Raw genomic sequence first — 22,183 nt, 5'->3', positions numbered from 1 at the left:
GACGATCATCTCAGCAGACCGGCAGGCCGGGCACGGGGGCGTCGTTGGCGCCGCCCTTGACGTAGACGACGCTGACCCAGACGTCGACGTTGCCGTTGTCGTCGTCCGTCCTGCCCCACCACACGTTCGTCCACTCGCCGGAGGTCTCGCGGTAGGACTTCTTCTGCTGGCAGTAGAAGTAGTTGGTGCCGGCGTAGAGCGTGCCGACCTGCCGGTGGGCCGAGTCGTACGACGCGGCGGTGCGCCACACCTGGCAGTTGTACTTCCCGCCGCCGATCGGCGTGCACGACGGCGCGGGGTCCGAGCCGCCGTCGTCACCGCCGCCGCCCGACGTGCTCCCGCCGTCGTCACCGCCGCCGCTCCCGCCGCCGTCCGAGCCGGAGCCGTCGCCGGAGCCGTCGCCTCCGCCGCTCCCGCCGCCGTCCCCGTCGTCGCCGGCGGCGCCGCCCGCCGCGGAGCCCTCCTCCTGGGCGGGGGCGGAGCCGCCGTCCGCGTCCGGCTCGCGCTCCGCGTCCGCGTCCTTCTCGTCCTTCCCGCCCGGGCCGTCCTTGCCGTCCCTGCCCTCCTTGCCGTCCTTGCCGTCCCGCTTCCTGCCCTCGGCGGTCTTGCCGGGCGACGGGGACGCGGACTCCGAGCCCGGCGCGGCCGGCTCCCCGCTCGCGGCGGTCCCGTCGTCGCCGCCGGCGAGGGCGTACGTCACGCCGCCCCCGGCGAGCAGCACGGCCACCGCCGCCGCGACCGGGAGCCACCGGCGCCCCGGCCGCCGCCGCTGCGGCACCGTCTGCTCCGCGGTGCGCGACTCCGCACCGGGCGCGCCGAGCTGCGGCGGGCCGAACCGCCCCGGCGGGGTGCCGGGCCCCGGCGGCGCCGCGGGCGCTCCCGGCCCGTACGCCCCGGGCGGCCCGGCCGGGACCCGGCCCAGCCGCATCGTGTCCGGCCCCTGGGCCGCCGGCGGCCCCGCCGTCCCGGCGAGCGGCGCCAGCAGGGCGCGGGCCTGTTCGACGTCGGCGCGCTCCGCCGGGTCCTTGGCCATCAGCGCCCGCAGCACCGGCGCGAGCGGCCCGGCCCGGCGCGGCTCCGGCAGCGGGTCCACGATGATCGCGGTGATCGTCGACCACGTCGACGTACGGCGGAACGGCGAGATGCCCTCCACCGCCGCGTACAGCGTCGCGCCCAGCGACCACAGGTCCGACGGCGGACCGGGCTGCTCGCCGCGCGCCCGCTCCGGCGCCAGGTAGTCCAGCGAGCCGACCAGCTCGCCGCTGCGCGTCAGGTGCGTGCTGTTGCCGTCGGCCGGCTCCTCCATGGCCGCGATGCCGAAGTCCGTGAGCACGACCCGCCCGCCGTGCTCCAGCAGGATGTTGCCCGGCTTCACGTCCCGGTGCAGCACCCCCGCGCGGTGCGCGGCGCCGAGCGCCTCGACCACCTTCAGCCCGATCTGCGCGGCCTCGGCCGGCGGGACGCCTGGGGGTGCCCCCACGCCCTCAGGGCGTAGGGGGAGCTCGCGCAGCACGTCGTCCAGCGACGGCCCGTCGACCAGCTCCATCACGATGACCGGCCGGCCCTCGTGCTCGGTCACGTCGTGCACGGCGACGACGCCCGGATGCCGGACGCGCGCCGCGGCGCGCGCCTCCCGCTCCGTGCGCAGCCGCATCTCGGCCAGGTCGCGCGCGTCCGAATCGCTGAACGCGCGCAGCTCCTTGACCGCGACCTCGCGGCCCAGCCGCTCGTCGACGGCCCGCCACACGGTGCCCATGCCGCCGCGTCCGAGCTGCGCCAGTACCCGGTAGCGCCCGGCGAGCAGCCGCCCGGGCCCTTCCGCCCCGTTGTCCCCCAGTTGCATTGCCCTGCCTGCCCCGTTTCTGTTTCCGGAAGTGGCAGCTTACGTCCCGTGGGGCGCGCGGGACGGGTGACTGGTCAGTAGCGCGGGGGGAGGTGGATCACGCCCGGGCGTTTGCGTTCTGGTGCAATCCCCGCCCCGGGCGCCCCGGGCGGCGCGATCCTGCGGGGGACCGACCGGAAAAACAGGGGGACAGATGAAATCGTGGCAGTACCGCGCCCTTCTGGGCGCCGCCGCGCTGGCGGCGCCCTTCGTCCTCGCCTCCCCGGCCCCCGCCTCGGGGCCCGCCGCGGACGCCGGCGGCGCGCCCGCGGCCACCGCGGCGGCCGCGGAGGCGGTGCCGAACAACGACCCGTCGTTCCTTCAGGTCTACGACGCCAACGTGGAGAACCTGCCGACCACGACGGAGTCCTGCCCCGGCGACTGGCACGACCTCATGTACTACATGCGCCTCCAGGAGTACCGGCCGGACATCTACCTCGTGCAGCAGATCAGCCACCGCGACCAGCTCGACCTGCTGCTGACGCGGATGGAGGAGCACTTCGGCGAGACCTACGCCGGCGTCCTCGCCGAGAACGACCCCGCGGAGTTCGAGAACGGCTGCTCGGGGAAGGTCCAGCAGACCAACGCGGTCGTCTGGCGCACCGACCGGCTGTCGCTGAAGCTCTCCGCCTCCCCGGGCAACCGCTGGCAGGCCCAGCGCGAGTACCCGGCGGACTCGGAGAACTGCGTGAACAACAACCAGGCGCGCACCAAGGGCGTCAAGGCGCTGCTGGAGGACAAGCTCTCCGGCAGGACGGTCACGGCGGCGTCCTTCCACTGGCCCACGCAGTCGCACGGCGGCACCTACTGCAACGTCTCCAACGCCGGCGAGCTGAACAACGAGCTCACCGAGGACGGCTACGGCGTCGCCGACCTCTTCATCGCCGGCGGCGACACCAACCACTCCGCCAGCGGCACCAACGGCGACGACAACTGGACCACCTGGTACCGCGCGGCCAACGGCGACCTCGGCGGCGCGTACCGCTTCCGCGACGCCGTCTACGCCGGCTGCGCCGACGCCGGCGGCCCGATCCCGGACTGCCTGGCCGACAAGTGGACGCTGTACACGTCCGGCCCGCGCCGCGTGGACTTCCTCCTCGCCCGCAACCCGGACGGCGCGCCGCCGCGGACCAGCCACCCGGTCGTCCCGACCTTCGCCGAGGGCGACGCCGCGGACCTGGAGCTGACCGGCAGCGACAACGGGGCCATGGACTACTCCGACCACCGGTCGGTGGGGGCGCGCATCCACTACTGACCGCGACCCGCCCCGGGCAGGGGACGCGCGCCGGCACGGGGGTGACGACCGGCGCGTGTGGCCGGGGCGGCCGGAGCCGGGGGGAGCCGGCTCCGGCACGGGGCCGGGGCGGCGGCGCGCGCGGACCGCTGCCCCGGTCCCGTACACCCGTCCGCTCCGCGGGGGCGCCCGCCCCGCGTGCACGCCTCGCGCGCGGGGCGGGCGCCGCGCGCGAGGCGGGCGCGGGCGCGGGGACGCGCCGGGCCGCCGCGGGGGAGGACGTCAGCGCAGCAGCTCCCGGACCGACGCCACCGTGTCCGCCTCCGCGGCCGTCTTGTCCTCGCGGTAGCGCACCACGCGCGCGAACCGCAGCGTCACCCCCTCGGGATAGCGCGGCGAGCGCTGCACCCCGTCGAACGCGATCTCCACCACCAGCTCCGGCCGCACCACCACCCCCCAGTCCTTCTGCGCCACCGACAGCTCGGCCAGCCGCTCCGTCTGCCACGCCAGCAGCGCGTCCGTCATCCCCTTGAACGTCTTGCCGAGCATCGCGAACGAGCCGTCCTCCCGCCGGGCGCCGAGGTGCAGGTTCGACAGCCGTCCCGTACGCCGCCCGTGGCCCCACTCCGCCGCCAGCACCACCAGGTCCAGCGTGTGCACCGGCTTGACCTTCAGCCACGCCGAGCCGCGGCGGCCGGCGCTGTACTCCGAGTCGAGCGCCTTGACGACGACGCCCTCGTGGCCGCGGGCCAGCGTCGCCGCGGTGAACTCCCGGGCCGCCGCCCGCTGCCCGGCCTCCGCCGGGTCGGCGACCTCGACCCGCCGCACCCGGCGCGGCCCGGGGGCGATCCGGGCCAGCTCGGCGTGGCGCTCGCGCAGCGGCGCGGCCAGCAGGTCGCGGCCGTCGACGGCGAGCAGGTCGAAGAAGACCGGGTGCACCGGGAGGGTCCTGCGCGCGCTCGCCACGTCGACCCGCGAGCCGACGCGGCCGGCGACCTCCTGGAACGGCCGCGGGCCGCCGTCCTCGCCGAGGGCGATCACCTCGCCGTCGAGCACGGCCGCCGCCGCGCCCAGCTCGCGGGCGGCGGCGACGACCTCGGGCAGCCGGCCGGTGATCTCGTCGAGCGTGCGGGTGTAGACCCGTACATTCTCGCCCTCCCGGTGCACCTGCACCCGGATGCCGTCGAGCTTCTCCTCCACCGCGCTCGGCCCCAGCCGGCCGATCGCCTCGTCCACGTCCTTCGCGGACTGCGCCAGCATCGGCTGCACGGGGCTGCCGACCGCCAGCCGGAAGTCCGCCAGCGCCGCCGGCCCGCGGGCGAGCACCGCCTCGGCGACCGTGCCCACCGAGCCGGCGAGCATCACCGCGCGCCGCACGCCGGCCGCGTCCGTGCCCGCCGCGGCCGCCAGGCCCTCGGCCGCGAGCGCGTCGAGCGCGCCCTGCCGCAGCTCCCCGCCGATCAGCCCGGCGAGGAAGCGCTGCTCCTCCACCGTGGCGGCGCCCAGCAGCCGGTGCAGCAGCCGGCGGCGCTCGGCCTGCGCGCCCTTCCCGCCGACGGCGGCGATGGCGTCGAACGCCTCGTGCACCTCGCGCACCGTCAGCCGCGGCTGCCGGGCGGGCGCCGGCGCGTCCTTCAGCGCCGCCCAGCCCACGCCCGTCCGGCGCTGCGGCAGCCGCCCGGCGAGATACGTCACCACGAGCGGCGCCTCGGCGGGCTCGGCCGCGCGGAAGAGATCCGCCAGCAGCGCGGTCTTCTCCGAGCGGGCCCGGGTGGCGGCGATCTCCCGCGAGGTGCGGGCGAGGTCGGCGAACAGCATGGTCCCATCGTCGCCCACGGCACCGACATCCGCGCCGCGACGACCGACCGCCGCGCCGGGCCGCCGCCCGGGTCAGCCGCCCGCGTACCTCGCCAGCGGCGCGACCAGCTCGTGCTCCTCGTACGACAGGTGCGACAGCAGCGCCTCCGAGAGCAGGTCGACCGCGGCCCGCAGCTCCGCGTTCCCCTCCGGCCCCGCGACGAAGGCGACCAGCGCGCGGTCGACCCGCTCCAGCACGTCGTGGATGGCGAGGTGCTCCTCGGACAGCCGGTCGAGCACGGGGGCGAGCCGCGGGTCGAACCGCCGCAGCGCGGGGAACAGCTGCTGGTCCTCGACGGTGTGGTGGAGGGTGACGACCCGGCAGTACGCGGCGCAGTGGGCGCCGAGGGACCAGTTGTGCTGCCGCAGCGTCATCGTCGCGACGTGCGAGCGGGCGGCGGCGGCCGTCAGCGTGCCGCCGGCGACCTGGACGACCAGCTCGCGCAGCTGCTCCAGCTCCCCGCGCAGGTGGTCGTGGACCTCGACGAGGTGGTGCCCGGCGGAGACGTCCTCGCCCGGGCGGGCGGTGTGCGCCCCGGGCACGGTGGGGCGGGTGCTCTCGTCCCAGAGATCCGCCCCCGGCGCCGCGGGCCGCGCCGGCCCGGTCGCCGACGGCGTACCACCGCCCTCCGGCCGGGCGCCGTCCCCGCGTTCCGCGGCCACCGCCTCCCGTACCGCCGGCGCCACCTCCGCCGCGAACCGCTCCAGCTCGGCGGCGGAGCCGACGGGCAGCAGAAAGCCGCTGACGCCGTGGGTGAGCGCCAGCTCGGCCAGCCGTTCGGCCTGCTCGGCGGGTCCGCGGCCGGGGAGCCCGGCGAGGTTGTACAGCCGGCGCACCGCCGCCGGCTCCCGCCCCGCGGCGTGCGCGGCCTCGTCGACCAGCTTCATCCCCGCCGCCAGCGCCTCCGGCGGCACCCGCGCGGCGCTGGCCAGCCAGCCGTCCGCGACCGCGCCGGTCAGCCGCAGCATCCGCGGACCGTGCCCGCCGATCCAGATGCCCATGTCGTGCGCCGGGTACGGGCCCGGGGGCGCCCCGCGCAGCGCGTAGTGCCCGCCGTCCAGGTGCACCTCCGGCCCCGGCGTCCAGCGGGCCCGGATGATCCGTACCGCCTCCGCCAGCGCCTCGACGGCCTCGCCCGGCGTGCGCCGCGGGCCGCCCGCGGCCTCGACCTCGTCCGGATAGCCGCCGGCGCCCAGGCCCAGCTCGACCCGCCCGCCGCTCAGCCGGTCCAGGCTCGCCGCGGCCCCGGCGAGGACGGCGGGCTGGCGCAGCGGCAGCGCGGCGACGTCGGGCAGGACCCGTATCCGCGCGGTCGCCGCGGCGACCGCGGCCAGCAGCGTCCACGCCTCCAGCAGCGCGGGGCGGTACGGGTGGTCGGGTACGGCGAGCAGGTCGAGCCCCGCGCCGTCGGCCGCCCGCGCCAGCCCCAGGGCTTCCGGGGCCCGGTCGGCGTACGGGGTGATCAGGGCGCCGAACAGCAGGCCGTGTCCGTAGTCAGGCACGACGGCCCCGCTCCGCGGCCACCTGCTCGCGCACGGCCGGGGCGACCTCGCCGGTGAAGCGCTCGATCTGCCGCGGGTCGCCGGTCATGAGGAGGAACGTGCCGGTGCCGTACGCGAGCGCGAACTCCGCGAGCTCCTCGGCCGGGTGGTCCTCGGCGAGGTTGAGCAGCCGCCGCACCTCCCCGGGCGCGCGCCCGGCCTCCGCCGCCGCCTCGTCGACGACGGCGTTGCCCTCGGCGAGGGCGCCGGGCGTGCCGAGGTACGGCAGCGACGGCAGCCAGCCGTCGGCGGCCCGGCCGACGAGACGGAGCATCCGCGGCTTGTACGCGCCCAGCCAGATCCCCACGTCGTGCGCCGGCCGGGGCCCGCGCTTGGCGCCCCGCACCTGGTAGTGCCGCCCCTCCACGCGGATCCCGCCGCGGGCGCCGGTGTCCCACGTCTCGCGGATGATCCGGACCGCCTCGTCCAGCGCCTCGACCGCCTCGCCGGGCGTGCGCCGCGGCCCGCCGAGGGCGGCGATGGCGTCCCAGAACCCGCCGGCGCCCAGCGCCAGCTCGAACCGGCCGCCGCTGAGGATGTCCAGGCTGGCCGCGGCGCGCGCCAGCAGGGCCGGCGGGCGCAGCGGGACCGGGTGGACGTTGCCGGACAGGGCGACGGAGTCGGTGCGGGCGGCGACGTAGGAGAGCAGCGTCCAGGTGTCCAGGAACGCCGGCTGGTACGGGTGGTCCTGGAAGGTGACCAGGTCGGCACCGGCGCGTTCGGAGAGCTGCGCGAGCGCGACGACCGCCTCCGGGTCCTGGCTGGACGGGATGAGGTTGATACCGAAGCGGAGATCGTGGCCGTAGTCGGGCATGGCGGCTTCCTCAGCGGGAGAATTTGATTCGTGCCGCGAACCAGATTATTTCGCTACGCGAAGTAGTGTCAAACTTGACGCCCGGGAGGTGGTGGCACATGGGGCGGCGTACGGAACCGGTGGCACGGGCCGACGCGGAAGCGGCCGCGCTGGCGAGCGCGCTGGTGCGGCTGACGCACGTGCTACAGCACGTCTTCGCCGAGGCCGGGCGCGCGCACGGCCTCACCCCGCAGCAGATCCAGCTGCTGTGCGCGCTCAGCGGCGGCCCGGTGGGGATGAGCGAGCTGAGCCGCCTGCTGCACCTGGGCAGACCGGGGCTGACCGGGCTGGTGGACCGGGTGGAGCGGCGCGGGCTGGTCGCCCGTACGCCGGACGCCGACGACGGGCGCGCCTGCCGTATCGCGCTGAGCCCGGCGGGGGAGGAGCTCGCCACCCGCACGCACGCCGAGGTGACGGACCGCATCGCCGCCATGACCACGGGCCTGGACGCCGGCGCGCGCGCCGCGCTGACCGACGCGGTGACGCGCCTGACCGCCGCGGCCCCGTGCCCGTCGCCGGCGCCGGAGGCGTGGCCGGAGCGGGCCTGAGCCCGGCCCGTACGGGCCGGTGCCGCGCCGGCCGCGGCGCGCCCGGCGCTCTCGTCAAGCCGCGCGGCGGCTGCTACGTTCCTCCGCCATGACGCTGCGGGGAACTCTGAGTCGTACAGCCGCCGCCTGCCTCGGCGCGGTGGCGCTGGCCGCCGGCCTCGGCCTCGCCACCGGCCCGGCGCACGCCGGCCCCGGCACGGACGCCCGGTGGCACCTGCCGGGCTGGGAGCCGAAGGACACCGGCAGCGACGCCCGCCTGCGCGGCCTGTCGGCGGTCAGCCGCCACGTCGCGTGGACCTCCGGCTCCGGCGGCACGGTGCTGCGCACGACGGACGGCGGCCGGAGCTGGCGGGACGTGTCGCCGCCGGGAACCGGGGCGCTGGAGTTCCGCGACATCGAGGCGCTCGGCCGGCGCAGCGCCGTCGTCCTGTCCATCGGCCCCGGCGAGGACTCCCGCATCTACCGCACCGACGACGCCGGCGCGACCTGGACCGAGACCTTCCGCAACGACCACCCCGACGCCTTCTACGACTGCGTCACCTTCTTCGCCGGCGGCCGCCACGGGCTCGCGCTGAGCGACCCGGTGGACGGCCGGTTCCGCATCCTGTCGACGTCCGACGGCGGCCGCTCCTGGCAGGTGCTCCCCGACGACGGCATGCCGCCGGCGCAACCGGGCGACGCGGCGTTCGCGGCGAGCGGGCAGTGCCTGGTCAGCGCGGGCCGCTCGGACGCCTGGTTCGCCACCGGCGGCGGCGCCACCGCGCGCGTGCTGCACTCCGCCGACCGCGGCCGCACCTGGACCGCGGCCGAGTCCGGCATCCCGGCCGGCGACCCCGCGCGCGGCGTGTTCGCCCTGGCCTTCCGCGACGCCCGCCACGGCCTCGCGGTCGGCGGCGACTACCGGCCCGGCAGCCCCTCGCCGGACGCGGCGGCCCGTACCGCCGACGGCGGCGCGACCTGGACCGGCGCCCGCACACCGCCGCCCGCGTACCGCTCGGGCGTGACCTGGCTGCCGCACAGCCGCTCCGTCGCCCTGGCCGTGGGCCCGACGGGCTCGGACGTCACCTTCGACGCCGGGCGCTCGTGGCACGGCTTCGACTCCGGCTCGTACGACACCGTCGACTGCAGCGCCGACCTCGGCTGCTGGGCGGCGGGGGAGCGGGGCCGGGTGGCCCGCCTGGAATAGCCGGCCACCTCGGGACCTAAGACCGTGGCCGGCGCGCGCGGCCCGTCCGTACGTTTGACCGGTCCCCGAACGGTGCCGAACGGCTGGAGCCCACCGCGTGACCACCCGCGCAGCAGCGCTGACCCGCCGCCTCGACCTCGACCCGGGGATAGCGCGCGTGCTGTCGGTGACCTTCCTGTGGGCGGCGCTGACCTGCACGTCGCTGCTGATCCCCATCGGCCTCACGCTGCTCCCGGGCTACGCGGCGTGGAAGGTCTCCGCCGGCGACCTCGCCCCGGCCCTCGGCGTCGCCGCCGCCTTCACCCTCGCCGCCGCGCTGCTCGCGGGCTCCCGTACGTCCCTGAAGGCCGCCGCCGCCCGTCTCACCACCGCCCTGGGCCTGCGCCCCGGCACCCGCCGCACGGCCGCCGTCAGCCTGGCCGCCGGCCTCGCCGCGGGCGCCTTGTGCACGGCCGCCGCCGAACTCCTGGCCCGCGTCCCCGCCCTGTCCGCGTCCGCCACCCCCGCGTCGGAGGACCCCCGCTACACCGCCGTGGCCGGCACCTCCACCGCCGTCCAGCTCCTCGACGCCGCCCTGTCCGCCCCCGTACCCGAGGAACTCCTCTTCCGCGCGCCCCTCCTGCTCCTCCTGACCTTTCTCGCCACCCCCCGCGGCCGTGAGACGATCCCCACCCCCCTCCTCCGCCGTACCACCCTCACCGCCGCCGCGGCCCTCTCCGCCCTGGCCTTCACCACGGGCCACGAGATCGGCGGCCCCGTCAACGTGATCTTCGCCGCCTTCCTGGCCGCGGTCACGACGGCCCTGCTCCTGTGGCGCCGCTCGGTGGTCCCCTGCGTCGTGGCCCACACGGTCCACAACACCGCGGTCACGGCCCTCTGGCTCTTCTGACCCGGAGGCGGGGGCCCGGGCCGGGGGGCGGGGCCGGGGACAATCGGCTTTGCGGCACACGGGGGTGGATGCGGTATGGTTCTCGTGCGCGATCGGCCGGGGCGAAACCCCAGGTCGTCCGGGCACCGGGACGTGGCGCAGTTTGGTAGCGCACTTGACTGGGGGTCAAGGGGTCGTGGGTTCAAATCCCGCCGTCCCGACGGTGCGAGAGGGTCCTTTGAGCGGGAGAATTCCCAGGTCAGAGGGCCTTTTCTGGTTCGCTGACGCGTTGCCGGTCTGACGCCGTGTCAGCCTCTCGGGGGGCAAGCCGCGGTCTGCCTTCGAACGGAGCGCTCCCAGAACGGGCCGACGTCCCCGTCCAGGAGGTTGCTCCACGGTGGTCGTCGTCGCCGTCAACGAGGGGACCTCGCGGGTGAGCCAGGCGTCCACCCTGGTGGTCCTCACAGGCCGGGGGCGTTCCAGAGGGGGAACCAGCGGCTGAGGTCCTGTTCGATGCGCAGGTCGTTGGTGACCGCCGCCCTGACCTGGAGCTCCAGCGGGTTGTCGCGCTTCTCGCCCGGTAGCGGAGCGAAGGGGTAGAAGCTGCCGCGCTTGTAGAGGTAGACCAGCGCCAGGGGGCGCAGTTCGGGGTCCTGGAAGGCGACCAGGGAGCAGAGGAGCTGAGGGCCGAAGCCGCTGTCCTGCAGTGCCGAGTTCACCGCGTGCAGGTCGCCTACCAGCGCGGGCAGGCTGTCGGGGGCGCGGCGGGAGAGCAGCCACGAGTATCCGTAGGCGTCGCGGCTGAACTCCACCGGCGTACCCGCCCGTTCGGAGTCCGCGTCCAGCAGGGCACGTACCTCCTGCTGGACTTGCGTGAAGGCACCGCCCTCGATGGAGGCGAAGCAGACCGAGCCCGCGCCGGTCGGGGTGAAGCCGACGGCCGCCTGGAGCGTGATCGCGGCGGAGGGGAGTCCGAAGAGCTGGTCGAGGTCGGGCTTGACCGGCTTGGAGCGGCCGAACAGGGTGTCAAGGAAGCCCACGGGGTCTCAGCTCCTCCTCACGGCGTCCCGCCGCCCGGTTCGCCCAGTTCGGCGGAGATCCCGGCGAGGGCCTCCAGGCGGCGTTCCAGGCTGGGGTGGGTGGAGAAGAGGTTGGCCACCGCGGTGCCGGGGCTGAGGGCGGGGGTGAAGAAGAAGGCGTTGAACGCCTGGGCGGTGCGGAGGTCCCGGGTGGGGATACGGGCGATGTCCCCGCTGATCTTGGTGAGGGCCGAGGCCAGCGCGGAGGGCTTCGCGGTCAGCATGGCCCCCGCGCGGTCGGCGGCCAGCTCCCGGTAGCGCGAGAGTGCGCGGATGAGCACGAAACTGAGCGCGTAGACGAGTGCGGAGACCGCCATGACCACGGCGAGGACGACGACGGTGTTCTGGTCGCGCTGGCGTCCGCCGAACAACTGGGAGTAGAAGGCGAAGCGGACCACGAGTCCCGCGATCACGCCCAGGAACGAGGCGATGGTGATCACCGCCACGTCGCGGTGCGCCACATGGGACAGCTCGTGGGCGAGGACGCCTTCGAGTTCCTCGGTCGTCAGGCGGCGCTGGAGACCTGTGGTGACGCAGACGACGGCGTGGTCGGCGTTGCGGCCGGTGGCGAACGCGTTCGGCAGGTCCATCTCGGACACGGCCACCCGGGGTTTGGGCATGTCCGCGGTGGCGCACAGCCGGTCGACGATGCCGTGCAACTGGGGCTGTTCCTCGGCTGTGACGAGTCTGCCGCGCATCGCGTACAAGGCGATCCGGTCGGAGAACCAGTACTGCACGCCCAGCAGCCCGGCGGCGAGGACGACCACCAGGACGACGGACTTGAGCAGGACGATCAGCGCGGCGACGAAGGCCACGTACACCAGCCCGAGCAGGAACATCGTGGCCACCATGCGGGTGGTCAGCTTCCGGTCGGGCTCAAAGCGGCTGCGCATCGATCCTCACCCCGGGTACGGACCATTGTCGGGTGCCCTCGTCCGGCGGGACCATGTCGGACGCCGTGATCTCCTCGCCCGGCGGCGGGTCCGTCCCGCGCCGGCCTTCTGCGGGCGGACGAGTGGTCATGACGGCGCCTGCTCTTCCGGCCCGTCCTCCGGGGTGTCCTGACCCTCCGTTTCCGTCGGGGCGGCAGCGGAGGGCAGTTGCGCCTTCATCCGGGCCAGCTCGATCTCCACGTCCTGATCCGCGCTCACGCGCTCCAGCTCGGCCTGCATGTCGTCCTGCCCGGCCGGCAGCGTGGCATCCTCCAGCGCCCCGGAGGCGATCAGCTCGTCCAGCGCGCCCGCGCGCGCCTGCATCTGCTCGGTCTTGTCCCGGGCCCGCTGGGTGGCGAGGCCGACCTCGCCCAGCTCGTCACCGATGCCGCTCACGGCCTCGGTGACCCGGGTCTGGGCCTCGGCCGAGGTGTAGGTGGCCTTGATCGTCTCCTTGCGGGTACGGAACGAGTCCGTCTGCGCCTGAAGGCGCTGGGCGGCCTGGGTCAGCTTCTCCTCCTGCGCCTGCAACGACGCCTGCTGCTCCCGCAGCTCGGTGATCTTCGCGGTCGCGGCCGTCCGGCGGGTGAGCGCCTCGCGGGCCAGGTCCTCCCGGCCGCCCGTGAGCGCCTGCTGCGCCTGGTCCTCCAGCCTGCCCGTGGACTCCCGCAGCTGGTCCACCTGCCGCTCGACGTGCTTGCGGCTGGTCGCGACATCGGCCAGCCCGCGCCGCACCCGCTGCAGCATCTCCAGCTGCCGCTCGTACGAGTAGTCCAGGACTTCGCGCGGGTCCTCGGCCCGGTCGAGAGCCTTGTGGGCCTTGGTCCGGAACAGGGCGCCGATACGCTGAGTGATGCCGGCCATGACGACCGCCTGCCTCCCGCCTCTCGACTCCGGGTGCTGTGTGAGGACCGGCCGGGCAGCTGCGCGCACGCGCACGTGACGTTCTGCCACGCAGGGTCACCGACCCGGCCGTGGCACTTCCATTGTCCCGCACCCGCCGGATCCGGCATCTCCACCCGGGGACCATGGTCCTCCCGGGCCCCGGCCCCGGCCTGAGCGGCGCGGGATGCCGAGGGTCCCTCGGCCTCCAGCGCCGTGACCCCGCATGCCACCGCCGCCGTCCACCTGGCCCTGCACCAGGCACCTCGGTCACCGTGGGACCGGACACTTCCCGGCGCGTCACCGTCCTTGAGACATCGCGTGCCGCTCCTCGCCGCTTCGGTCGGGGTGCTGCCCGCTCGCTTCTCTCTCCGGCCGCACACCTCGACGCGGTGCTCGGGACGGCGCACGGAAGGGAGGGCGACTCAGCGGGAAGGCACTGCGACGAGATCGGACGTGACGACCCGCGCGCCGGTGGCGAAGGACTCGTTCGCGGCGAGGCCGGTGACGAGCGCGAGCGCGCCGTCCACCGCGGTGGCGCACTGCCCGGCGGCGTCGGCGGTGCCGGGTGTGTCCGCCGGGTCGGCGGGGCCGTACAGGGCGGTGAGCATCCGTCCGTCGCCTCCGCCATGTCCGGCGTGGCCGTAGTCCGGGACCGGTATGTCGTAGGGCTCCCGCCACAGCGGGCGGATGAGGATGCGCGGGCCGCCGGCCGTAGCCACCGCGCTGTCGCCGCGGGCACCCTTGTCGGAGGCCGCCGGTGGCCGAGGCGGTTGCCAACGGCTCTCCTCCACTTCCAGTTCGAGCCTTCCGCCGGTGCCGTTGAACGCCACCCGGTAGCCCTCCCACGGGGAGTAGGCGGTCAGGTGGTACGTCATGGCGGTGCCGGTGTCGTAGCGCACCAGCACCGCCATGTCGTCCTCGATGGTGATGCCGTCGCCGAAGACGTTGCGGTCGCGCAGATATCCGTCGTGCTGCTCGGCGTCGAGGTAGAGCGAGCGCAGCGCGTCGCTGTCGGCCAGGGTCAGCGCAAAGGGGTCGTCCGCGGCCGCGGCCGCGCCGTGGGCGCGCTCGTAGTCGCGCCGGTAGCCGGTGCGCTCGCCCGCCTCGCGGCCGTAGAAGGCCAGCCGGCCGTGGCCGAACACGTGCTGCGGGCGGGCGCCGAGCCACCAGTTGACCAGGTCGAAGTGGTGGCTCGCCTTGTGCACCATCAGCCCGCCGCTGAGGTGCTTCTCGCGGTGCCAGCGGCGGAAGTAGTCCGCGCCGTGCCGGACGTCGAGCAGCCACTCGAAGTGCACGGACAGCACCTCGCCGATGGCGCCGCCGGCCAGTTGGCGGCGCACCTCCTCGTGCACCGGGTTGAAGCGGTAGTTGAACGCCACGGCAAGCTCGCCGCCGGTGGCCTCGACGGCGCGCAGGATGCGTCGGCAGCGGCCCGCGTCGGTCGTCATCGGCTTTTCCGTCACCACCCGGCAGCCCGCCTCCAGCGCGGGCACGATGTAGGCGTCGTGCAGCGCGTCGACGGTGGTGACCACCACCTCCTCGATGCCCTCGGCGCGCAGCCGGTCCGGGAAGTCCTCCGGTGTCCAGGCCGCCGCCTCCGGCTCGCCCGCGTCCCTCAGCAGCCGCTGGTGGTGGGCTATCCGCACGGGGTTGGGATCGCACAGCGCCGCCACCCGGAACCGCGGGCGCCCGGCAAGCGCGGTGGTGAAGACCTGGGCGCGGGAGCCGGTGCCGACCACGACGGCACGGACCGGTGCTTCTCCGGGCGTGGAGGTGCGCCGCGTGCTGCTCACGGCTGTGCGCCTCCGTTCGGTGCGCCGGGCGGCCGGCCGGGTCGTGAGCCCGGTCCCGCGGCACCAGCGGCGGCGGCTGACGGCTTGGCTTCGGCGCGGCGACCGCCCGGTGCGGCGGGTGCGAGCGACTCGCGCACCGCGGACGCGAGTCCGGCCGCTTCGTCGGCGTCGGCGTCGGCGACGCCGATACCGTAGCGGAATCGCGCGTTCTCACCCGGTGGTATGAGGAACTCCTCGCTGAAGAACGGAGCGGGGTTCAGACAGGCGAACTCCTCGCTGCGGGCGAACCACTGCGGCGGGTGGTGCGGATTCTCGGCGTGGTCGACCATGAGGATGAGGGACGGGGCGCCGTTCCCGTCGTGACGTCCCGCGAAGGCCATCCACGCGTGGTGCTGTCCGCGGACCTCTTCGCCGCTTCCCACGCCGTCGGGGGTGACGAGCCTTCCTCCGGTGAAAGAGCGGGGCCCGCGCCAGAACAGGCCGCCGTATCCGGCGTTCTCCCTGCCCCGGGTGGTCGGGGACCCGATGACGATGTCCTGCCCGGACACGTTGGTCAGACAGGTCTCGAAGCTCAGGGCCCAGGCGCCCGGTGAGAGGATCCGGGCCGTGAGGGTGCGGTGCTCGGTGAGTATCCTCGCTCCGGCCTGGGTGATCCAGTCCAGTTCGTGGCCGAACGCGACCTTCCCGTGGGACGCGTCGATGCCGGTGAAGCGGCGGTGCCGCTGAGTGCCGTTGTTGTCCCTCTGCACGTAGAACTTGCCGTGGACGTAGGTGGGGCCGCCCCAGAAGTTCTCTTCGCCGACGACCGGGAGCGACCAGGCGATGCCCTTGTGCCACCGGTGGTCCCAGGGTCTGAACAGGCTGACGGTGCGGCCGGAGCGGGTGCGGAGGGGGTGCAGGTACGGCTTGGGTGATTCGAGCTCGGGTGTGGAGGGGTGGTAGACGTACCGGAACAGCTCGGTCCGTCCGTCGCGGACCGCGAGCGCTGAGCCGATGTCGTGGCGGATCCCGAGGTCGGTCATGCGGTCGCCTGCTTTCCGGGCGCCCAGGGGACGATCCCGCCGCTCATGCTGGAGGTGAAGGGGTCGTCGCCGGTCAGTTCGCCGGCGGAGACGGGACGGCCGCGGAACGCGGAGGCGTAGGTCGCCGCGGCGAACTCCATGGTGCGACGGGCCTCGTCGAGGGACACCCCGGGCTCGGTACCGTTCTCGAACGCGTCGAGAACGGCCTGAATCTGCAGCAGATGTCCGCTCTCGATGTCGGCACCCCCGTCGGACTTCCAGCGATCGGCCAGTTGCTCGTGTCCGGGGGCCGGGGTGAAACGCCAGTGTTTCTCGCGATAGCCGTAGAGGTGATCGAGCTCGACGGTGGCGTGCTCGAAGTCGAAGCGCAACCGTGAGGTCTCGCGCGGGGAGACCACGGAGTTGACGACGGTGGCCATCGCCCCGTTCTCGAACCTGGCGACCGCCATCGAGACGTCCTCGGTGTCGGTGGGGCGGGAGAGCCGTCCGGCGATGGCGCTGACCTCGGACCAGGGGCCGAGGACCGACAGCAGCAGATCGAACTGGTGGATGCCGTGGCCCATGGTCGGGCCGCCGCCTTCGAACTCCCACCTGCCCCGCCAGGGCGTGTCGTAGTAGTCGTCGGCGCGGTACCACAGCGTCTCGCAGGTGGCCGTCAGCGGGCGGCCGAGCGCGCCCTCGCGGACGAGGTGCCGGAGCCGGACGGCCGCGGCCCCGTAGCGGTGCTGGAACACCGTCAGCACCGGGGTGCCGGTCTCGGCCTGCACATCGGCGAGCCCGTTCATCTCGGCCAGGCTCAGCGCCGTGGGCTTCTCCACCAGCGCCGGAACGCCCGCGCGCATGGCCGCGGCGGCAAGCGATGCGTGGGTTTGCGGCGGCGTGCAGATGTGCACCAGGTCGAGCTCCTCGTTCGCGAACAGGGACTCCGCGTCCCCGTACACCCGCGGCGCCGGGGAGCGGCGGGAGAACTCGGCGGCCCGGGCCGGGTCCGTCTCGGCAATGGCGACCAGGCGTGCTCGCCCGGCCAGTTCGGTGAGGGCGCTGACGTGCGTACGGGCGATGCTGCCGACGCCGACGATGGCGACGCGGAAGGCGGGTGCCGGATTCGGCATGACGTTCGTTGCTCCCTGGGGTGCGGTGGAGGCGTGATCCGGAGGGCGCTGCTCGGCGTCCTCCGTCCTGGGGGTCGCTACGCAGCGTCGATCTCGCCTTGCAGCTCGTCGACGAACGCCTGGGCGGCCTCCTCCGGCGACGTCTGCTGGGCGTAGACCTCCTGGGTGTAGCGCTGGAGCATCGGCTCGACGCCGCTGCCGCCCTTGGGGGTCACGGCAGGTGAGGGGCCCGGTGTGACGGAGTCCATGTAGTCGACGGCGAGTTGGTCGCTCTCGCTCAGATCCGCGGAGACGGCCTCACGGATCTTGCCGTTCGCGGGGATACCGCGTTCGGTTCCCAGGATGTCCCCGGCGGCCTTGTGGTTGACCAGGAAGTCGGCGAGGAGGGCGGCTTCGGCGGGATGCTCGCTCTGGGACGAGACGGCCCAGTACATCGACGGTTTGAAGAAGTTCGCGTCCACCTCGCCGCTTCCGGGCAACCGCAGCAGCCGCAGATCGGCGCCGCTGGCCTCGCGGAGCGCGGTGATCTGGGTGTTGTAGGAGAAGCCCATGGCCACCTTGCCGGTGGCCAGGCTGCCGCCCTCAAGGCCGGCGTTGTAGCTCTCGACCGCCTGGGCGGCGCTCTCGACGCCGCCGGACTCCATCAGATCGAGGTTGTACTGCCACATCGAGGCGAGGGCCTTGGGATCGAGCGTGACGTCGCCGTTCTTGTCGAAGAACTCGTTGCCGTCCAGCCGTGCCCAGTACCGGACGCTGCCGGTGTCCATGCCACCGGTGATGGAGGAGCCGTTGAGTTTCCCGCCGCTCTTCTCGGCGAACTCCTCGGCGAGGTCGGCGTACTCGTCCCAGGTCCAGGTGGCGTCGTCGGGGAGCTCGATGCCGTACTCCTCGAACAGGTCGACGTTGACGATGCTCGCGAGGACGGCGATCCCGATGGGCATGGCGTAGTGGGTGCCGTCGACTTCACCGGTCTTCAGCGCCTCCGCGTCGAACTGCGAGGTGTCCAGGAACTTGCCGGCTTCGCCCAGGTCGAGCAGGGATCCGCGCTCGGCGTAGGAGGCGAGGTAGAGCTCGTCCATCTGGACCACGTCGGGTGAGTCGTTCGCGGCGGTGGTGGTCGCCAGGGCGTCCCAGTAACCGTTCCAGTCCTTGAACTCGCCTTTGACGGTGATGTCCGGGTATTTCTTCTCGAACGCCTCGATGGCTTTCTCGGTGAGGTCGGCGCGGGTCTCCTCCCCCCACCAGGTCACCCGGATGGTGACCTGCTCGTCGCTGCGCTCGACGGCACCGCCGGAACTGCCGCAGGCGGCCAGGACGAGCGTGCTCGACAGCGCGACGGCGCCGAGGAGACGTGCTGTGGCGCTACCTCTCATGGTGTTCTCCCTGCCTGAGTGGGGTGTCCCGGCCGGGCCCGGCCGTGGGCGCTGGTGGACCGCCGGCGAGGGGGTGGACGGGCGGGCATGTCACTTGCCTCCCGTCGTGGCGATGCCGCGCAGGAGGAACCGCTGGCCGAAGAGGAAGACCAGGAAGACCGGCAGGAGCGAGACCACGCTCATGGCGAGCGCGGCGCCCCAGTTCGTGCCGGACTGCCCGTCGATGAACGCGCGCAGTGCCACCGGCACGGTGTACATCTCCGGATCGGTCAGATAGATGAGCTGGGAGAAGAAGTCGTTCCAGACCCAGATGAACGTGAAGATCGCCGTGGTCGCCAGCGCCGGGACCATCAGCGGCAGGATCACCTGCAGGAAGATGCGCGGGTGACCGGCTCCGTCGATGCGCGCGGCCTCGTCGAGTTCCCTGGGGATGCCGCGGATGAACTGGACCATCAGGAACACGAAGAACGCGTCTGTGGCCAGGAATTTCGGGACGATCAGCGGCAGGAACGTGTTGACCCAGCCGAACTCGGAGAACAGCACGTACTGCGGGACGATGATGACGTGCACCGGCAGCATGATCGTGAGGAGCATGATCGAGAACCACCACTTGCGGCCCCTGAACTCCAGGCGCGCGAACGCGTAGGCGGCCATCGAGCAGGCGATCAGGTTTCCCACGATCGCGCCCAGCACCACGATCGCCGAGTTGACCATGAAGTGGCTGAACGGCTTCGAGAAGGCGTTCCAGCCCTTCCCGTAGTTGCCCGACTCCAGGTTGGTCAGGAACAGGCCCGGGTCCTGGAATATCTCGTCGTTGGGCCGCAGCGAACTGACGACCATCCACAGCACCGGGTAGAGCATGACCAGCGCGCACAGGATCAGCACCGCGTGCTTGAGGGCCGACCGGATGGCCGGGCGGAGCCGCCGGCGGTGCCGCCGGGCGGGGCGGCTGCCGGCGCGGCGGGGGCCGGGCGGGGAGTCCGCCACCTTGGTCAGGGTGTCAGTCATCGTAGAACACCCAGTACTTCGCGGCCCAGAAGTTGATCGCTGTGAACGTCCCGACCATGAGCAGCAGGAGCCAGGCGAGTGCGGAGGCGTAGCCCATGTCGAAGTTCCCGAAGCCGCGCTGGTAGAGGTAGAGCGAATAGAACAGCGTGGAGTCGGCCGGGCCGCCGTTGCCGCCGGAGACGATGAACGCCTGGGTGAACGACTGGAACGCGTGGATGATCTGCAGAACCAGGTTGAAGAAGATGATCGGCGTCAGCAGCGGCAGCGTCACGCTCCAGAAGCGGCGCCAGCGGCCGGCCCCGTCCACCGCGGCGGCCTCGTGGTAGGAGGCCGGGATCTGCCGCAGACCGGCCAGGAAGATCACCATCGGGGCGCCGAAGGTCCAGACGTTGAGGGTGATCAGGGTGAACAGCGCCGTGTCGGGCTCGGAGATCCAGCCGCGCCCTTCGATTCCGACGAGGCCGAGGGCCTCGTTGAAGAGACCCTCCGTGCCGAAGACGGTGCGCCACAGGACCGCGATAGCGACGCTGGTGCCGAGAAGTGAGGGCAGGTAGAAGACCGAGCGGTAGATCGCGAGACCGCGCACGCCCCGGTCGAGGAAGACGGCGAGCGCGAGCGCCAGGGCGAGTTGGAGCGGTACCGAGACGAGCACGTACGTGAACGTCACCTGCAGGGACTTGTGCAGGCGCTCGTCGGTGAGGATCCGGCTGTAGTTGTCGAGTCCGGTGAAGCTCGGGGGCTGCAGCAGGTTGTAGTCGGTGAAGCTCAGGTACAGCGACGCGATCATCGGCCCGAGCGTGACGGCGAACAGGCCCAGGAACCATGGCAACAGGAAGAAGAACGCCGCCTTGTTCTGCTGCTTCGACGTCTGACGGCCGGACCGCAGCGTGCGCAGCTCGGTGGTGGCGCTCATCAGACGCGATCACCACGACTCTGGCTGGATTGACCGCGAACGGCGATGTGGATCGGCATCGATGCTCCCTCCGGAGCATATTGTGATCGTTCACTTTCTCGGTCCCGACGTAAAGTAGTGAACGATCACCATGAGGGCAAGACCCTCTGCGGGCCTATGGAGAGGGAGCTTGCGCATGACCGCACACTCAACGGCGGGCAGACGTCCCACCATCAGAGAGGTCGCCCGTCTGGCCGGGGTCTCTCACCAGACCGTCTCCCGGTACCTGCGTTCGAGGGAAGGGCTGAAGCCGGCCACGCTCGCCCACATCGACGCCGCGGTCCGCGAGCTCGGCTACCGCCCCAACCTGGTGGCCAGGTCCATGCGCACCCGCCGCACCGGCCGCTTGGCGCTCGTCATGCCGACGATGGCCTACAACCCCGCACGTATGCTCGCCGGCGCGGCCGCGGCTGCGCACGAAGCCGGGTTCGCCGTGGAGGTCGTCAGCCTGGAGGGCGGAGCCGCAGCCAGGGCCGAACGCACGCTGGAACTGGCCGACTCCGGGCAGGTCGAGGGCATCCTGGCACTGGCCCCGATCAAGCCGACGCTGGAGGACCGGCTCCCGGAGCGCGCGGCCATCGTCGTCTCGGCCGACTTCGACGACGCCATGCGCGGCATCGGCGAACTGACCGACGCCTCACCGGTGGACGAGATGATCGAGCATCTCGCCGGGCTCGGCCACCGGCGCTTCTTCCACGTGGCCGGAGACCTGCAGTTCGCTTCCGCACGGGCACGCAAGGCCACGTACCTGGAGGCCGTGCGGAGGCTCGGGCTGGAGTCGGTCGGCGTTTTCGACGGTGACTGGTCCGGCGACTCGGGGGTCGCCGCCATGCGGACGCTGCGGACGGGGCACCTGCCCACCGCCGTCATCGCCGCCAACGACGTCGTCGCCGCCGGCGTCATCCGCGGCGCCCAGGACCGCGGGCTCGACGTTCCCCGCGACCTCAGCGTCACCGGCTGGGACAACCACGAGATCTGCCGGTATCTCCCACCGTCGCTGACCACGGTGCACGTCGACCTCGAAGGTCTGGGGCGAAACGCCATGCTGCGGCTGGTCAAGGCGATCAACGGCCGCGAACTGGAGCCGCCCCGGCAGCCGTTGAACGAGGTGATCTGGCGAGAGTCGGTGACGGCACCGCCCTCCCGGGCCGCCGCCGCCCCTGGACCGCAGGTTCCGTCGGGGGCGGCCTGACCAACCACGCGAGGCGGCTCCGGCCGTTCGGGCCGACCGCCCCCGCGCGTCGTTCGCGGGCGGTGTCGACGTCGTCGGTACGCGGTCAGGGTGCGGCAGGCTCACCCCCCGCCGGCCGGAACCGGCTGAAGCACCGCCATCCGTACGTCGGCGCCGCCGTTCGTCGCCCCCGCGCCGTCGGGTGCCACACGCCGAGAGATCGCCATCGAATCCTCCACGGCCGTGTTGATTCCTGCTGTCACCCGGCTCGGCACGCTCGTCCCCGCCTGCCGACACGCGCATCACCGGGCGCGCGCCGTGTTGACGCAACATTCGGGCGTCCTTATCATCCACCAGCGCCAAACAGGGCCACGCAAAATCTCACGTAGTCGAACGCGCTCGATGCTCGAATCTCGCTGCACATGCGGTGGCCGGATGGACCTCCTGGCGCCGATGCCCCGCAACCGACCCGGGGGAGCCGCGACCCCAGCGAAGGTGGGTTCCCGCGTCATGGCAATGTCACAAAGGAGGCTGCTGGCGCTCGGCACCGGGGCCGCCGCCGGAGGGTTCGCACCGGCCGGCTGCGGCTTTCAGCGCTCGCTCGGCGCTGGGACCGGTCGGTGAGCGACGAGCTGGTCGCCCAGGCCGAGACCGAGGGCATACCCGGGGCCGAGGGCTTCCGGGTCAGCCGTACCAACGTCGGCGGCAACTACAACACCAAGGTGCGCACCACGCTCGCCGGCAGGTCCATGGTGCCGGACATCATCGGCATCAACTCGGTGATCCCGCTGATCGGGGTCTTCCTGATCGGCTCGCGCCACTTCATCGCCAACCTGGCCGCGGGCTCGATGAGGTTCTGAAGCCGGTTCCCCCCCCAAGAGAGGTG

19 protein-coding genes and 1 tRNA gene are annotated in these 22,183 nt (G+C 73.3%); 7 read left to right on the top strand and 13 right to left on the bottom strand.

Translation table 11 applies throughout. From position 1 onward, the window contains the following. Positions 1-10: 10 nt before the first annotated feature. Positions 11-1,843, bottom strand: a complete 1,833-nt coding sequence (locus tag ACHZ99_RS06650; RefSeq protein ID WP_420303437.1) for a serine/threonine-protein kinase — start codon at positions 1,841-1,843, stop codon at positions 11-13. A gap of 193 nt (positions 1,844-2,036) precedes the next feature. Here ACHZ99_RS06650 and ACHZ99_RS06645 point away from each other — a divergent pair, with 193 nt between their 5' ends. Beyond that, entirely contained in the window at positions 2,037-3,137 is a 1,101-nt protein-coding gene (locus ACHZ99_RS06645; RefSeq protein ID WP_420303436.1) for a hypothetical protein, read from the top strand. Positions 3,138-3,398: 261 nt separating this feature from the next. On the opposite strand, the gene ACHZ99_RS06640 is transcribed toward ACHZ99_RS06645, so the two are convergent. The 3 genes from ACHZ99_RS06640 to ACHZ99_RS06630 all read right to left on the bottom strand — a co-directional run bounded on the left by ACHZ99_RS06640 (position 3,399) and on the right by ACHZ99_RS06630 (position 7,329). Then, a complete protein-coding gene (locus ACHZ99_RS06640) occupies positions 3,399-4,934 on the bottom strand; it encodes an ATP-dependent DNA ligase (protein WP_420303435.1) in 1,536 nt (511 codons plus the stop codon). 72 nt (positions 4,935-5,006) lie between these two features. After that, positions 5,007-6,476 carry an LLM class flavin-dependent oxidoreductase gene (locus tag ACHZ99_RS06635; RefSeq protein ID WP_420303434.1) on the bottom strand — a complete coding sequence of 490 codons (1,470 nt, stop codon included), beginning with the start codon at positions 6,474-6,476 and terminating at the stop codon, positions 5,007-5,009. Next, positions 6,469-7,329 carry an LLM class flavin-dependent oxidoreductase gene (locus ACHZ99_RS06630; RefSeq protein WP_420303433.1) on the bottom strand — a complete coding sequence of 287 codons (861 nt, stop codon included), beginning with the start codon at positions 7,327-7,329 and terminating at the stop codon, positions 6,469-6,471. The genes ACHZ99_RS06635 and ACHZ99_RS06630 overlap by 8 nt, the downstream gene beginning before the upstream one ends. 98 nt (positions 7,330-7,427) lie before the next feature. Here ACHZ99_RS06630 and ACHZ99_RS06625 point away from each other — a divergent pair, with 98 nt between their 5' ends. The 4 genes from ACHZ99_RS06625 (at position 7,428) to ACHZ99_RS06610 (ending at position 10,191) form a co-directional block, all read left to right on the top strand. Continuing rightward, positions 7,428-7,916, top strand: a complete 489-nt coding sequence (locus ACHZ99_RS06625) for a MarR family winged helix-turn-helix transcriptional regulator (RefSeq protein WP_420303432.1) — start codon at positions 7,428-7,430, stop codon at positions 7,914-7,916. Between the two features lie 88 nt (positions 7,917-8,004). After that, on the top strand, positions 8,005-9,102 hold the full coding sequence (locus tag ACHZ99_RS06620; RefSeq protein WP_420303431.1) for a WD40/YVTN/BNR-like repeat-containing protein: 1,098 nt from the start codon (positions 8,005-8,007) through the stop codon (positions 9,100-9,102). Positions 9,103-9,199: 97 nt separating this feature from the next. Then, positions 9,200-9,991, top strand: a complete 792-nt coding sequence (locus ACHZ99_RS06615) for a type II CAAX prenyl endopeptidase Rce1 family protein (protein WP_420303430.1) — start codon at positions 9,200-9,202, stop codon at positions 9,989-9,991. 126 nt (positions 9,992-10,117) lie between these two features. Then, positions 10,118-10,191 (top strand) — tRNA-Pro (locus ACHZ99_RS06610). Between the two features lie 240 nt (positions 10,192-10,431). Here ACHZ99_RS06610 and pspAB read toward each other — a convergent pair. The 9 genes from pspAB to ACHZ99_RS06565 form a co-directional block, all read right to left on the bottom strand. Continuing rightward, positions 10,432-11,010 carry a PspA-associated protein PspAB gene (gene pspAB / locus ACHZ99_RS06605; RefSeq protein ID WP_420303429.1) on the bottom strand — a complete coding sequence of 193 codons (579 nt, stop codon included), beginning with the start codon at positions 11,008-11,010 and terminating at the stop codon, positions 10,432-10,434. A gap of 17 nt (positions 11,011-11,027) precedes the next feature. Next, positions 11,028-11,942: a zinc metalloprotease HtpX gene (gene htpX, locus ACHZ99_RS06600; RefSeq protein WP_420303428.1), complete on the bottom strand. Its 915-nt coding sequence runs from the start codon at positions 11,940-11,942 to the stop codon at positions 11,028-11,030. Between the two features lie 126 nt (positions 11,943-12,068). Continuing rightward, entirely contained in the window at positions 12,069-12,845 is a 777-nt protein-coding gene (locus ACHZ99_RS06595) for a PspA/IM30 family protein (protein ID WP_420303427.1), read from the bottom strand. A gap of 443 nt (positions 12,846-13,288) precedes the next feature. Beyond that, a complete protein-coding gene (locus ACHZ99_RS06590) occupies positions 13,289-14,659 on the bottom strand; it encodes a Gfo/Idh/MocA family protein (protein WP_420303426.1) in 1,371 nt (456 codons plus the stop codon). Next, positions 14,656-15,681: a PmoA family protein gene (locus tag ACHZ99_RS06585; protein ID WP_420303425.1), complete on the bottom strand. Its 1,026-nt coding sequence runs from the start codon at positions 15,679-15,681 to the stop codon at positions 14,656-14,658. The genes ACHZ99_RS06590 and ACHZ99_RS06585 overlap by 4 nt, the downstream gene beginning before the upstream one ends. Next, positions 15,678-16,793, bottom strand: a complete 1,116-nt coding sequence (locus ACHZ99_RS06580) for a Gfo/Idh/MocA family protein (protein ID WP_420303424.1) — start codon at positions 16,791-16,793, stop codon at positions 15,678-15,680. The genes ACHZ99_RS06585 and ACHZ99_RS06580 overlap by 4 nt, the downstream gene beginning before the upstream one ends. A gap of 77 nt (positions 16,794-16,870) precedes the next feature. Continuing rightward, positions 16,871-18,166 carry an ABC transporter substrate-binding protein gene (locus ACHZ99_RS06575; RefSeq protein WP_420303423.1) on the bottom strand — a complete coding sequence of 432 codons (1,296 nt, stop codon included), beginning with the start codon at positions 18,164-18,166 and terminating at the stop codon, positions 16,871-16,873. Between the two features lie 90 nt (positions 18,167-18,256). Then, a complete protein-coding gene (locus ACHZ99_RS06570) occupies positions 18,257-19,174 on the bottom strand; it encodes a carbohydrate ABC transporter permease (RefSeq protein WP_420303422.1) in 918 nt (305 codons plus the stop codon). After that, positions 19,167-20,087, bottom strand: a complete 921-nt coding sequence (locus tag ACHZ99_RS06565; protein ID WP_420303421.1) for a carbohydrate ABC transporter permease — start codon at positions 20,085-20,087, stop codon at positions 19,167-19,169. Before ACHZ99_RS06565 ends, ACHZ99_RS06570 begins: the two co-directional genes overlap by 8 nt. 175 nt (positions 20,088-20,262) lie before the next feature. On the opposite strand from ACHZ99_RS06565, the gene ACHZ99_RS06560 reads away from it, so the two are divergent. Then, positions 20,263-21,318: a LacI family DNA-binding transcriptional regulator gene (locus tag ACHZ99_RS06560; protein ID WP_420303420.1), complete on the top strand. Its 1,056-nt coding sequence runs from the start codon at positions 20,263-20,265 to the stop codon at positions 21,316-21,318. 599 nt (positions 21,319-21,917) lie between these two features. Next, positions 21,918-22,157, top strand: coding sequence for a hypothetical protein (locus ACHZ99_RS06555; RefSeq protein WP_420303419.1), 240 nt, complete (start codon positions 21,918-21,920; stop codon positions 22,155-22,157). The last annotated feature ends 26 nt before the right edge of the window (positions 22,158-22,183 follow it).

Source organism: Streptomyces sp. MAR4 CNX-425 (genome assembly GCF_048656465.1).
Classification (GTDB): domain Bacteria; phylum Actinomycetota; class Actinomycetes; order Streptomycetales; family Streptomycetaceae; genus Streptomyces.
The sequence above is the reverse complement of the archived record's forward strand: the minus strand, read 5'-3'. Positions and strand labels throughout refer to the sequence as shown.